Source organism: Betaproteobacteria bacterium (assembly GCA_016709965.1).
Taxonomy (GTDB): Bacteria; Pseudomonadota; Gammaproteobacteria; order Burkholderiales; family Rhodocyclaceae; genus Azonexus; species Azonexus amarohabitans.
Genome location: JADJLT010000001.1, coordinates 639139 through 652288 on the forward strand (window position 1 = coordinate 639139; position 13150 = coordinate 652288).

The 13150-nt window shown below is 57.3% G+C and carries 11 protein-coding genes; all 11 read right to left on the reverse strand.

The window, feature by feature from the left end; translation table 11 throughout:
- Positions 1 to 4: 4 nt before the first annotated feature.
- A complete protein-coding gene (locus IPJ12_03250; GenBank protein MBK7646189.1) occupies positions 5 to 1936 on the reverse strand; it encodes a bifunctional 3-phosphoshikimate 1-carboxyvinyltransferase/cytidylate kinase in 1932 nt (643 codons plus the stop codon).
- A 70-nt stretch (positions 1937 to 2006) separates the two neighbouring features.
- On the reverse strand, positions 2007 to 3860 hold the full coding sequence (locus tag IPJ12_03255) for a polysaccharide biosynthesis protein (protein ID MBK7646190.1): 1854 nt from the start codon (positions 3858 to 3860) through the stop codon (positions 2007 to 2009).
- 18 nt (positions 3861 to 3878) lie between these two features.
- Complete coding sequence (locus IPJ12_03260; GenBank protein MBK7646191.1) at positions 3879 to 4439, reverse strand: sugar transferase; 561 nt, start codon at positions 4437 to 4439, stop codon at positions 3879 to 3881.
- Positions 4436 to 5434: an NAD-dependent epimerase/dehydratase family protein gene (locus IPJ12_03265; GenBank protein ID MBK7646192.1), complete on the reverse strand. Its 999-nt coding sequence runs from the start codon at positions 5432 to 5434 to the stop codon at positions 4436 to 4438. The genes IPJ12_03260 and IPJ12_03265 overlap by 4 nt, the downstream gene beginning before the upstream one ends.
- A gap of 7 nt (positions 5435 to 5441) precedes the next feature.
- Positions 5442 to 6569 (reverse strand): UDP-N-acetylglucosamine 2-epimerase (non-hydrolyzing), encoded by a 1128-nt coding sequence (gene wecB, locus IPJ12_03270; GenBank protein ID MBK7646193.1) that lies wholly within the window; start codon positions 6567 to 6569, stop codon positions 5442 to 5444.
- Positions 6562 to 7572: a polysaccharide biosynthesis protein gene (locus IPJ12_03275; protein MBK7646194.1), complete on the reverse strand. Its 1011-nt coding sequence runs from the start codon at positions 7570 to 7572 to the stop codon at positions 6562 to 6564. The genes wecB and IPJ12_03275 overlap by 8 nt, the downstream gene beginning before the upstream one ends.
- A 120-nt stretch (positions 7573 to 7692) precedes the next feature.
- Entirely contained in the window at positions 7693 to 8550 is an 858-nt protein-coding gene (locus IPJ12_03280; GenBank protein ID MBK7646195.1) for an SDR family oxidoreductase, read from the reverse strand.
- A complete protein-coding gene (locus tag IPJ12_03285; protein MBK7646196.1) occupies positions 8547 to 9782 on the reverse strand; it encodes a glycosyltransferase family 4 protein in 1236 nt (411 codons plus the stop codon). Before IPJ12_03285 ends, IPJ12_03280 begins: the two co-directional genes overlap by 4 nt.
- Complete coding sequence (locus tag IPJ12_03290; protein ID MBK7646197.1) at positions 9779 to 10924, reverse strand: glycosyltransferase; 1146 nt, start codon at positions 10922 to 10924, stop codon at positions 9779 to 9781. Before IPJ12_03290 ends, IPJ12_03285 begins: the two co-directional genes overlap by 4 nt.
- Before the next feature lie 2 nt (positions 10925 to 10926).
- Positions 10927 to 11913: an NAD(P)-dependent oxidoreductase gene (locus IPJ12_03295; GenBank protein MBK7646198.1), complete on the reverse strand. Its 987-nt coding sequence runs from the start codon at positions 11911 to 11913 to the stop codon at positions 10927 to 10929.
- Positions 11906 to 13150, reverse strand: a complete 1245-nt coding sequence (gene wzy / locus IPJ12_03300; GenBank protein ID MBK7646199.1) for an oligosaccharide repeat unit polymerase — start codon at positions 13148 to 13150, stop codon at positions 11906 to 11908. Before wzy ends, IPJ12_03295 begins: the two co-directional genes overlap by 8 nt.

Genomic DNA, 13150 nt, shown 5'->3' on the forward strand with positions numbered 1-13150 from the left:
CACCTTACTGCAATGCTTCCCTGCTCCAGACCAGCACCTGATTCACCGCCTGTTCGATGGTGAGATGCGTGGTGTCGAGCAGCTTGGCATCAGCCTCTTGCCGGAGTGGAGCGACGCTACGCTGCGAATCGCGTTCGTCACGTTGCTTCAGGTCCAGCAGAAGGTCGGGGAGATTAGCAGATAAACCTTTTTCGATCAACTGCTTATAACGACGTTCGGCGCGCGCTTCAGCACTCGCCGTCAGGAAGACCTTAAGCTCAGCCCTGGGGAAAACAACCGACCCCATGTCGCGCCCATCACCGACCAGGCCGGGCCGCTTGCCGAAGGCTCGCTGGCGAAATAACAGCGCCTCGCGAACTGCCGGCAATGCAGCAACGATTGAGGCACCAGCCGACATTTCTTCGGTTCGGATCGCGTCGCCAACAACAGCGCCGTTCAGGTGAATATCGTTCTCGGAAAACTCGACGTCGAGACCGGCGGCAATAGCTGCTACGCGTGCCTCATCAGCCCAATCAACACCGGCCTGCCTGGCGGCCAGCGCGGTCAACCGGTAAAGAGCGCCAGAATCCAAATAGGCGTAGCCAAGTGCCGTAGCCACCCGCGCTGCAACCGTGCCCTTGCCGGAGGCCGATGGGCCGTCGATAGCGATAACAGGCGCAGCCAGAGTCACCGCGGCAAAGCGGTCGAAGTAGTCTGGGAAGGTCTTCGCCACACACTTTGGATCGTTGATACGCAATGGTGTACCGAAAGCGGCCAATGAGAAACACATTGCCATTCGATGATCGTCATAGGTATCGATGGCAGCAGGTTTGAGGGTTGCCGCTGTAACGCAGATGAAATCCTCGCCCTCCTCGACCACCGCACCCAGTTTGCGCAGTTCGGTTGCCATTGCGGCAATCCGATCAGTTTCCTTCACTCGCCAACTGGCGATGTTGCGTAGCTTGGTCGTTCCTTTGGCAAACAAAGCGGTCGTCGCCAGCGTCATAGCCGCATCGGGAATATGGTTGCAATCCAGGTCGACCGCAACTAGACCATCTTGCGGCGCCCGCGCCGACATCCAGTTCGGCCCCATTTCTATTTCGGCGCCCATTTTGGCCAATGCTTCAGCAAAACGTACGTCGCCCTGAATCGAATCTCGTCCGACTCCCTCGACGCGAACCGGCCCGCCACCAATGGCACCCAAGGCTAGGAAATACGAGGCCGACGAGGCATCGCCTTCGACGTAGATCGTCCCCGGCGAGACATAGCGACTGCCGGCTACTACCGTAAAACGCTGCCAGCCATCACGCTGAACCTGCACGCCAAAACGCGCCATGGTCGCCAGAGTGATCTCAATGTAAGGCTTGGAAATCAGCTCACCGATGACTTCAACCACAACCGTTTGCCCAGTCAGCGGCAAAGCCATCAGCAAACCCGTCAAAAACTGACTGGATACATCGCCTCGAACCTTAACCACTCCATTTTGGAGAATGTTTGCCGGTTTCAGATGCAAAGGTGGATAGCCTACATTCTCCAGATAGTTAACATCAGCCCCGAGCTGGCGCAGACCATCCACCAGATCGCGGATCGGCCGCTCATGCATGCGGGCCACGCCCTTCAGTATGTAGTCTCCGCCCGACAGTGCCAGCGCCGCAGTCAGCGGGCGAAATGCCGTTCCGGCATTACCGAGAAAGAGTTCCGCTGTTCTGGTCGGAAATGTGCCGCCACAACCCTTGATCTGCCAATTTTCACCACCCAGATGGGTAACGCCCACACCTAACACCTTCAGCGCATCAAGCATCCGCTCGGTGTCATCCGATGCCAGCAAATCGCGGACTTCGGTTGCGCCTTCTGAAAGGGCGGCCAACAAAAGGACTCGATTGGAGATACTTTTCGAGCCGGGAAGGCGAACAACGCCGGATGCGGACAAGAGTTGGGGTAGGTCGAGAAATTCCATGATCGGCAGAGTGGGGGAAATTGAATAGTGTACCTGTACAAAAGCAAAGCCCGAGGCTCTCCTGCTAAAGTCAGGCGACTGGACTGGTTACGTACTCAGGCACAAAACGGCGGAGACCCGCCTTAACCTCATTACTCGGACGAACCCCGGACTGAAGCCAGGCTAGCAGTTCAGCGTATTCATCAGCAAGCAGGACATCCGACAGCCTGGCAATCCGCAGCTTCGGGTGCGGCGTTGGCAGAGTAGCCTCATCATCAGCCAGCAATTCCTCGTAAAGCTTCTCGCCCGGCCGCAGCCCTGTAAATTCGATTCGAATTTCCTCGTCAGAGAAGCCTGAAAGCCGAATCATGTCGCGAGCCAGATCGACGATCTTCACCGGTTCGCCCATATCAAGGACAAAAATCTCCCCCCCTTGCCCCATACTTCCTGCTTGCAACACCAGTTGCGCCGCCTCGGGAATGGTCATGAAGTAGCGCACGATGTCCGGATGAGTGACAGTGACTGGCCCGCCACGAGAGATCTGCTCGCGAAACTTGGGAATAACGCTACCATTGCTGCCAAGCACATTGCCGAACCGGACAGTGACGAACTTCGTCCCGCCTTCCGCATGGACTGCCAGGCAGAGACGTTCGGCCAAGCGCTTTGTGGCGCCCATAACATTGGTCGGATTAACAGCCTTGTCGGTCGAGATCAGCACAAACTTGTCGACCCCAGCCCGCTGCGCCGCGCGCGCCATGGTGAAGGTGCCCAAGGCATTGGTCCGTACCGCCTGCCAAGCATTGACGTCCTCCATCAGCGGCACGTGCTTGTAGGCGGCGGCATGGAAAACCACTGCCGGCGCTTCCGCCAACAGGATCTCGGCTACCCGCTCGCTATCCCGCACGTCAGCCGCCCAGCATTGACAAGCCAGCCCTGGAAACTTGCTGCGCAACTCTTCATCGATCGTGTACAGCGCAAATTCAGAAGAATCGAGCAGTATCAGCCGCGCCGGTTCGAAGCGAGCGATCTGCCGGCACAGTTCCGAGCCGATCGATCCACCGGCACCACTGACCAGCACGACACACCCGCGCAGCAAATCATGTAGACCATCGTCGTCAAGCGTCACCGCCTCTCTACCGAGCAGGTCTTCCAGTTCCACCTTTCGAATATTGGAGACGGACAAACGACCAGAAAGCAGGTCGTCGTACGAAGGCACGGTCATCACCGCAAGACCGGCCGCAGCCGCCAGTTCGGCCACCCGCCGCCGTTCTCCGGGACGAGCCCCAGGCATGGCTATGATTGCGTGCTGTGCACCAAGACGCTCTGCGACCAGTCCGATTTGATCGATAGGAGAAACGATGGGCAAGCCACGTAATTGACGGCCACTACGGCCGGGGCTGTCCTCTAGAACGGCCACCGCATACCATTGCCCACTTCGCCCAATCTCGCGCAACAATGAATCGGCCGACTCGCCGGAGCCAATCACCAGAACCGGCTGCCCCCGCAATTTAGCCGGTCCATATAAGCGATGCTCCTTCCAGCTCCGATACGCAAAGCGGCTGCCACCCATGATAACGGCCAGCAGCATAGGATGGAGTACCAGTACCGATCGCGGAATGTGTGGCACGGTAAAGAATGCGACAACTGCCGTTGTCAGCAAGGCCCCAACCCCGATCGCGGCGATCAGGTGATGCAGGTCCGAAATACTGGCGAAACGCCACAGTCCGCGATACAGGCCGAACAAGTAGAACAACCCGGCGAACAGCGGCACCAGCCAGATTAATGCTACTCGAGCCGCCTGTGCGTAGTCCACCGGCACATCAAAGTTGAAGCGAAGCCAGTAGGCGAGCAACCAAGCCAGCATAGCTGCGGCCACATCATGGGCAAAGGCTGCAAACGTACGCGGATTGGAGAATGGAACCAGTTTTGTTGTCTTGTTTTTCATTTTTCTGCCTGAATACCGTCAATGCGACACGCCCTCGCGACGAATGACCTTCATGGCTGTCAGCCAAAGAATATACACGTCGAATGCCAGTGAGCGGCGTTTGAGATACGCAGCATCAAGCACAACCTTCTGTGGAATCGGCAGTTCGTCGCGACCATTGACCTGCGCCCAGCCGGTCAGCCCTGGCAGCAGTTCATGAACCCCCGCCGCCGTCCGCAAGGCAACCAGATCATCTTGATTAAACAGGGCCGGGCGCGGCCCGACAAAACTCATATCACCCTTCAGGATGCTCCACAACTGAGGCAGTTCGTCGAGACTGGACTTGCGCAGGAAGGAACCGATCGGCGTCAGATAGGCATCCGGACTCTGCAACAAGTGGGTGGCGACGGCCGGCGTACCGGTCTGCATGCTGCGGAACTTTGGCATCTTGAACACACGGTTATTACGCCCGACCCGATCGGACCAGTACAGCACAGGCCCAGGCGACGTCAGTCGCACCGCGAGGGCCACCAGCAGCAGTGGCAGGCCAAGAAACAGCAGTGCAAACAGAGCAAGCTCTATGTCAAAGGCGCGTTTCATATCCGCAGCATCTCCCGCAAACCATCCTTGAGGTGAACAGCAGGTTTCCAGCCTATTTCCACCTGAATTCGCGAACCATCGTAACAAGCCGAGCCGAGAAGGCGCTGCAGTACCTCGCCATTGAGAAGCAGACGACGCCCTAGAAGCTTGCCCAGGCCATCGCCGGCCCCGGCCAGCCGCCTCAACAGGCTTTCGGAGATTGACCAAGAGCAGGGATGCATGCCCGACACTTCGCGGAGCGCATCGAACAATTGCCGGCCCGACGGCGCCTCTGGCCCGCAGACGATGTAGGTCTTACCGGCAGCCCGCCCGTCGCCGGCAACAATGAGAATCGCCGCCACCACGTCATTGACATGAACCATTGAGCGCCGATTGCCGGTCTCGGGCAGCGGCGGAAAAAACCCTTGGCGAACCAGACGCCCCATCCGCTCCAGGTTGCCGCGCCCGCCGGCACCATAGACCATGCTCAGCCGTAGATTGACGACATGCATCCCATAGGTCCGGGCCGCGTCGACAACCGTCGCTTCGGCGGCGCGCTTAGACAAGCCATACTCGCTCTCCGGCTCGCCTGGAAAATCCTCATTGGCACAGGCATCGCCCGGCTCGGCCATGGCTTTGACACTCGACAAAAACACAAAGCGGCGGACACCCGCCCGCCCGGCGGCCTCGATCAGGTTGCGCGTTCCTTCAAAGTTGACCTGCCAGTGCTGGCGAGCTTCATCGCTGGAACGGGCCGAGAACGCATGGGCATAACCGGCGCAATGAATCACGCAGTCAATGCCGGCGCAGGCCGCCACCAGAGCCGGCACATCGGCCAGATCTGCCCGCACGGTGCCCGGATCGCCCCCGTCGCAACGCACCAGCGACCGAAATTGATCACCGCGACGAGAAAGCGCGGCAAGTACCCGGCTACCAACGAAACCAGTGCTCCCTGTAATCAGATAGTGATCGGCAGCGCCCTCCTGGCGCCCTGTCGATATAGAGTCTTCCTTCATCTCCGGATCAGGATTTGCGCCAGACGGTCCGGTTGATGTAGTCCGTGTAGCTCAGGACTATCCGCACCACCTGCTTGGAAACCGGACCGGCCTGATAATCTGGCACCACCGGAATCACCCGCTTATTGGGATCGTGCTGGGACAGCACGATCCTGACGGCATCAAGCACCGGTTGGCGTTTCAGACCACTCATGATCAGCACGCCCTCATCCATGCCTTCCGGCCGCTCGTGGGCATTGCGCAGTGTAATCGCCGGCAGATTCAGCAACGAAGCCTCTTCGGTAATCGTGCCGCTATCCGACAGTACGCAGAAGGCCGACATTTGCAGCTGGATGTAGTCGAGGAGACCATAGGGCTTGACGAAGCGGATCAGCGGATGATCCAGCGACTCGCCCAGCGCCTCCAGGCGCTTGCGCGTGCGAGGATGCGTCGAGACGATGATCGGCAGGCGGTACTCGTCGGCCAGCGCGCGCAAGGTATCGAGCAGATCGCGCAAGTTTTCCGGTGTATCGACATTCTCTTCGCGGTGGGCGCTGACGATGAAGAAGCCTCCCTTTGCCAGCCCTTCGCGCGCCAGCACGTCTGATTTCTCAATACGCGGCATGTAGTACTCGAGCACCTCCTCCATGTGAGAACCGGTCTTAATGATGGTTTCCGGGCGAATGCCCTCGGCCAGCAGATAGCGTCGGGCGTGTTCGGTCAGGACCATGTTGATGTCACTCAGGTGGTCGAGAACCTTGCGATTCAGCTCTTCCGGAACACGCTGGTCGAAGCAGCGATTTCCCGCCTCCATGTGGAATACCGGAATCTTGCGCCGCTTGGCCGGGATAACAGCCAGACATGTGTTGGTGTCGCCATACAGCATCAGCGCATCCGGCTTTTCGCTTTCGAATACCAGGTCGACCTTGGCAATAATTTCTGCGATCATCTGTGCCGCCGTTTCCCCGGCAGCCCCAAGGAAATGGTCCGGTTTTCGGATCTCGAGATCGTCGAAAAATACCTGATTCAGTTCGTAATCGTAGTTTTGTCCTGAATGAACTAGAACGTGATCGACCTGGCGGTCGAGTTCGGCGATCACCCGGCTCATCTTGATCAGCTCGGGCCGGGTGCCAACCAGAGTCATGACTTTAAGCATCGAGCTGCTCCTTGATGTAATCGAGCTTGAGCAGCAACTGCTTGATGCCTGGCACATCCAGGCGCTCGGTGTTGTGCGATGTGTAGTCGTCCTGCTCGGAGATCCTCTCTTCGCCCTCGACGAAGTACTTCTTGTAGTTGAGATCGCGATTGTCCGCTGGAATGCGGTAGTAGCGCCCCATATCTTCGGCCTTGGCCATTTCTTCGCGGGAGACCAGCGATTCATAGAGCTTCTCGCCATGACGGGTGCCAATTACCCGCACCGGGTTGTCGCGACCGAACAATTCCTTGAGCGCCTGGGCCAGGTCACCGACGGTGGAGGCCGGTGCTTTCTGCACGAACAGATCGCCCTGCTCGCCATGCTCGAAGGCATGCAGCACAAGATCCACCGAGTCTTCAAGAGACATAAGGAAGCGCGTCATATGAGGATCGGTGACCGTAATTTGCTCGCCACTACGCATCTGATCGACAAACAGCGGAATCACCGAGCCGCGCGAGGCCATCACATTGCCGTAGCGGGTCGCACTAACCACTGTGCCACCCTCTGGAATCATGCGTGATTTGGCGACCATCAGTTTCTCTGCCATCGCCTTGGAAATGCCCATGGCGTTGATCGGGTAGACAGCCTTGTCGGTACTCAGCACCACCACGCGCTTCACACCGCTGGCGATGGCAGCGTTGAGGACGTTCTCGGTGCCGTTGACGTTGGTACGCACTGCCTCCATCGGATAGAACTCACAGGAAGGCACCTGCTTGAGCGCAGCAGCATGAAATATGTAGTCGACACCGACCATGGACTGCTTGAGGCTGTCGTAGTCGCGCACATCGCCGATGTAGAACTTGACCTTGTCGTTCGCCAGGGCAATGCGCATGTCCTCCTGCTTCTTCTCGTCACGGGAGAAGATGCGGATCTCGCGCACTGCAGTATTGAGAAAGCGCTTGAGCACCGTATGGCCAAAGGAACCGGTGCCCCCGGTGATCATCAATACCTTGTCGTCGAACATAGAACCTTCCAGATCGCAAACGCGTCCAATCAGGCCGCGCGAATAAATAGTAAAGTTGTCGCCACGTCACTCATCGCCCTTCCCTGACAATTCGAAGCAGCGAAGAAGTCCCGTAACCTCCTACCGCTCCACATACATCAAGCGAATCAGCTCGGGCCAAGTAGGTGCCACATAACCGGTGGCCTCGCGGAAACACGTCCCGTCTAGAGAGCGGTTGATCACCAACGCATCATCTGGCCGAATCTCAATCTCCTTGCCATACTGCAAAGCCACCAACTGCAATAGATCCCGCTTGGCGATTGGCTCGGCGGCGACATGATACAGGCCATTGAGCTGAGGTAGTGGAACTACAAAATCCTTCATTACCCGAGCCAACTCCACGGTCGGAAGACCAGAGAAAATTGCATGGGAGTAACCCTTTACGCTACCTTTTTGTGACAGAAACCAGTCCACCAGCGCGTAATTTGAGCTGAGCTCATGACCAATGATCGAGGTACGCAGCGTAATCGCGTTGTGCAGATCGTGCAGTTCGCCGATGTATTTGGACTTGCCATACAGGTCCTCGGCGTCAGACAGATCGCTCTCCAGATAGGAGCCCTTCCGCCCTGAGAACACGCAGTCGGTGCTTATATGGATCAACCGTGCACTAGCCAGCGCACACAGCCGCGCCAGTCGATGCGGCAGCATGGCATTGATCGGCAGTGCAGTCAGCGGATCCTTGGCGTCGGCCAGCTGCTTGATCAGTCCAACGCAATTAATCACCACATCCGGCCGCACCTTCGCCAGCACCGCAACCAGCGTATCCTGGTCGAGCACATCCACACCCGTCACCAGCCGAGCATGGCGCTGCTGCGGAAAATACCGCAACGCTGCACCACTGCGCAGCGTGCCCCAGACCTCATGTTCTGCATCTGCACCGAACACACGAAAAACAGCATTGCCCAGCATGCCAGTAACGCCAAGAACAAGTACCTTCATTTGTCACTACCCTTGCCAGCCTCAAAATCCAAGTACTTTACCAGCACCTGCACCTGCCGACTCATATCAAAATTCACATCGAAATAGGCCCGCCCCGAGTTCCCCATTTCCTTGCGCTCCGCATCCCCAAGCGCCTTCATGCAACGAATATTCGCCACCAGTGGCAACACCTTCTCAGCCGGCGAGACAAGGCCTGCGCGAGCTTCGCAGACAACCCGGGCGCCCTCGCCGTTCATGCAGGCAATGATCGGCTTCCCGGCGGCCAGATACGCTTGGATCTTGCTAGGAATGGTCTGCGCGAAAGCTTCTTCATCGTTGAGCGAAACTAGCAAGGCCGAGGCACGCTCGAGAATCTGCGGCATCGCTTCCATCGGAAAGCGGCCCGGAATCACCAGATTGTCCAGCCCATAAATCTGCTGCTGCGCCTTAATCCAGGCAAGGCGGCTACCGCTACCGACCAGCACGAGGCAGATCTGTGGATCATCACGCAGATGCACTGCGGCCTGAACCAGCGTATCCAAGGCCTGAGCGGTCCCCAAATTGCCAGCGAAGACCACGCAGAAATGCTTTTCCAGCAATTCACTCAACTCCGATGGTATAGGCAGCAGCACAACCGGGGGCCGTACATCCATAGAGTTGGGGTAATAGAAAATCTTCTCTCGCTCGGCATAGCGCGCCACCGGCTCGATGAACGCCCGCGACTGCACCAGCAGGGTATCGCTGCAGTGGTAGATGGCCTTGACCATCCAGCCCACAGCCTTAAGCAAATGAGGATTCCTGACAAAGCCAGTTGCGGCCAGGCTTTCCGGCCACATGTCCTGAACCCACAAGACCAATTTAGCCTTCTTCAACCATTTGAGTGGAATCGCTGGAATCGTTTGGGTAATGGGCGAAGGCGCGAAGACCAGAATCGCATCGAACTCGCGCTTGCGTAGCATCCAGGGCAGGAGCAACAGGCCTGCGAACACGAATGAAAGGTAGTTGAGGACAAGGTTCTTAGCGCCACCCTTGCCTCGAGGCCAGAGTGGCACACGCAGCACCTCGACCTTGTTCAGGTAACGCTCACGCTGGGTCCCTCTGGCGCGATAACCTTCGAACACCTCGCCATCCGGATAGTTGGGCTTGCCGGTAGCGACCACGATATCGTGTCCCTGCTCGTCCAGCATGCGCACGATGTCATTGATGATGAAACTTTCGGGCCAGAAATATTGGGAGACGATGAGCAGTCTCATCGCACCGATTCCGAAAGAATACGTTGATAAAGTTTGAGATACTCCGGTGCCAGTGCTATCCAGGAATACCTGCGATCAACGAAACTCACCCATGCCGGCGACAGTTTCTCCAGAACGCCGGGCTCTGCAAGGAGACTGACCAACCCGTCCGCGATGCCGCCCACGGAGACCGGCACTTCAAGCCGTTCGTCGATTGCCCTGATCTCGCCAAAACCGCACTGGTCGGTCAGCAGCACCGGCACACCGCAGATGCCAGCTTCTATCGCGACGATGGACATCGCTTCCTGCCGCGATGGAACCACCAGCAGGTCGGCCATGCGGTAGGCCGCCGATTTGTCGGCCCCGCCGACATAACCGATGAAATGCACCATTCCGCTCATGCCAGACCGCTCGGCGGTCTCAAACAGCTTGGCCAACATGCCTCCGTCCGGACCAGCAAACACTAGATGATGTTCCGGAAATGCCTGTCGCGAATTCAGGAACGCCTGCAACAGCAGATCCGGTCCTTTTATCAGGTTGAGCCGCCCCATGAAGAGAATGGTCGGCGCATCCGGCAGGCCATGCCGGCGTCTGAAGTCGGCGATATCCACGGACGGAAAATCTTCAGCGCTCACGCCGTTCGGGATCACCGTCACCCGGGAACGGGGCACACCGTATTCCTCAAATTGGGGAAATTCTCCTTCGGTGACCGCGATCCAGCCTGATGCATTGCGGACGATCAAGTTTCCGATGACAAAATTGTAGAAGCGCTTCAACCATCTTGACCTTCCGAAGAACGGCAGAGCCCCCGCCGGACAGACCACATAGGGCTTGCCAGCGCGCCGGACCGCCAGATAGACGACCGCATTCAGCACACTCCAGTGCCCCATGAGGTGAACGATGTCAGCCTCTTCGACTGCGCGCCGTATGGTCGCCAATCGACAGCGGGGAACCTTGAATCTTCGCAACAGACACGGCAGCACAGAAACCCTAACCGGCTCAAGCGCCTCAATCCGTTGTGCGTCGAGATGATCGGTATCGATCGTCAACACTTCGCAGGACACGCCTTGGCGCGCCAGGAAGCGACTCATCTGGAAAGTCCGCTCTGCCGTCCCTCCGCCCGTCTTTACGTCGAGCATGTCGTTGACATTAAGTATCCGCAGTGTCATGAAGGCTCCTGCACCTTTTCGCCGAGTTGAGTAGCGCGATACCAAGCAGCGTATTCGGCCAGCCCCTCACTCAGAATCACTGGACTCTTGAAGCCCATCCGACGTAGCTTGCCCGGATCAAAGTCGCAGCGCGGATTGACGTTGTTCCGCCCCAGCGACAGAAGCAACCATTTGAGCAAATCCGGCGGAAGCGGAAAGCGCGGCAGGATATCCGCCTTCACCCCCAGCGCACCCTTCAGAAATCTTTCCACATCTAAGAAGTTGTTCTTCGGATCATCGTCATCCGAGACTATGAATATCTCACCTTCAAGACACTTGGTTGCACGTACCAAGAAGACAATTGCTGCCACCACGTTCGCCACATGCACCAGATTCATCCGGCGCCTGTCGAACAGACAGGATTTAAGATAGTTTTTCCAGCGGTTTCCGCGACTGAGGTCCGCCGCCAGTTTCTTGAGCGGCTCGCCACCGATACCGAAGACTGCTGTCGGTCGCAGAACGACCGCCTCAAACTCCCCCCTTGCTAAGTCAATGATGTCCTGCTCAATCCTCAACTTGGTTACGCCATATTCCGTAACGGGAAGACAGCGGGTGGTTTCGTCGACCAGGTCGTTCTCCACCCGCCCCACCACGGCAGCGGTACTGCAATGTATCAATCGGGTGACCCTAGCCTCCTTGCATGCCACCAGCAGGTTGCGTGTACAGGCCCGATTCCTTTCCTCTCCGGCATCCCAAAGGTACACAAGGTTGATGACTGTACAGCCGGGTACAAGAAAACCTTCCAATGTGTGCTGATCATCAAGAGCCCCCTCGAATATCTCCACACCTGCGCCGAACCTCGCTTCACGCAAGTCGCGCTGCCTGTCCCTGGAAAGCACCCTGATGGCATACCCGCCGTCGCGCAGCAATTCCGCGACCAAGTATTTTCCGATAAAACCCGATGCACCGGATATTGCAATCGTGTGCTTGCCGATTTCATGCATGGCCAGTTCTTCGCCCAGCCAGAGGGAGCTCCGCCTTTATGATTATTCTGGCGCAAAGTATCACCACCATCGCCTGTAGATACTCGATGTAGGCCCCGAACCATCCGTTCATCAACCATATCAATCCTGCGAACCAAGCAAATTCGACTAGCAATCCCGCATTCTCCTGTTTCTTTGCTAGCCAGACACCCAGCCATGCCAGCAACAAGAGATACCCCACATAGGCCAACCACCAGCCGGGTGTAATCCAAAACCACCCGACCAGCCCGGAATGTGTGTTGCTAACGACGCCCTGCACTGTCGGCCTGAACACGGCAAAGTAGTCGAGCAGTCTCAGATGTATATCAGGTATGCGCGGCAGTTCGAGCAGGCGTTCCAGCGTAAACTGGGGCAACCCTTCTTCAAAGAAATACAGGAACTCCCTAGCCCGCACTTTTTCGTACAGGAATGTCGAGTTGTTGATGATCACCGTCACGTTGTCCACATGCTGCATGCGCATCAGTGACCGCTCTATCGTCAACAACATGGATTGCCACCAGTCCACCTCCCGTACCATATCCATCAGGTCGCTGGCGCTTGCTAGGAAAGCGTAGCCATGGTCGCGCATCTTCCATTTGATCTCGACCAGATAAGGAATGAAAATGACGAAGACCGTTAGCAATGCTGCGATCCTCTTCCAGTTGAAGCGTCGCTCCCGGATCAGGTGTGCCCCTTCGATGAACAGTATAAGAATCCAGAACCCTAGCCAGCCCCGCAGAATATTGGAAAGGACATAGACGCCCAGATTGGGAAACACTAAACGCGACCGCCTGTACAAGCAGTAATAGACCATAAAGATCGCATCCGCAGGAAAGAACACCCACACATACTTCAGCGGCAAATCGCTCTGTCTGGTCGATCCTGCGATACCCACCCGTTCAACTAGGCAGTAGACTAGGAAAGTGAACTGGAGAAAGAATACTAGCAGGGAGAGCAACCGTTCGGTGTGCTGCTCTCTCCTGCCTGGGGGGGGCAGAAGGGTTTTGACTCGGACGTTCCCCATCCAGTTGAAGATGGGCCCCATGCATAGCAGGTAGGCAATCACTATGCTGCCAGCCGCAACCAGCACGGTGGTCGGGTTGGAGATCACGACCCCCTTGAAGTCTCCGTCCAACTGACCCCTGATGGTGAACAGGCACGCGGCCACAACTGCAGCCATCACATACACTCCCAGCCAGAATGCCTTGTAATATCTCAC

What these genes read in the sequence shown, in the direction of transcription:
- IPJ12_03250 (MBK7646189.1), bottom strand. Translation starts at nt 1,936, where the DNA reads ATGGAATTTCTCGACCTACCCCAACTCTTGTCCGCATCCGGCGTTGTT.
- IPJ12_03255 (MBK7646190.1), bottom strand. Translation starts at nt 3,860, where the DNA reads ATGAAAAACAAGACAACAAAACTGGTTCCATTCTCCAATCCGCGTACG.
- IPJ12_03260 (MBK7646191.1), bottom strand. Translation starts at nt 4,439, where the DNA reads ATGAAACGCGCCTTTGACATAGAGCTTGCTCTGTTTGCACTGCTGTTT.
- IPJ12_03265 (MBK7646192.1), bottom strand. Translation starts at nt 5,434, where the DNA reads ATGAAGGAAGACTCTATATCGACAGGGCGCCAGGAGGGCGCTGCCGAT.
- wecB (MBK7646193.1), bottom strand. Translation starts at nt 6,569, where the DNA reads ATGCTTAAAGTCATGACTCTGGTTGGCACCCGGCCCGAGCTGATCAAG.
- IPJ12_03275 (MBK7646194.1), bottom strand. Translation starts at nt 7,572, where the DNA reads ATGTTCGACGACAAGGTATTGATGATCACCGGGGGCACCGGTTCCTTT.
- IPJ12_03280 (MBK7646195.1), bottom strand. Translation starts at nt 8,550, where the DNA reads ATGAAGGTACTTGTTCTTGGCGTTACTGGCATGCTGGGCAATGCTGTT.
- IPJ12_03285 (MBK7646196.1), bottom strand. Translation starts at nt 9,782, where the DNA reads ATGAGACTGCTCATCGTCTCCCAATATTTCTGGCCCGAAAGTTTCATC.
- IPJ12_03295 (MBK7646198.1), bottom strand. Translation starts at nt 11,913, where the DNA reads ATGCATGAAATCGGCAAGCACACGATTGCAATATCCGGTGCATCGGGT.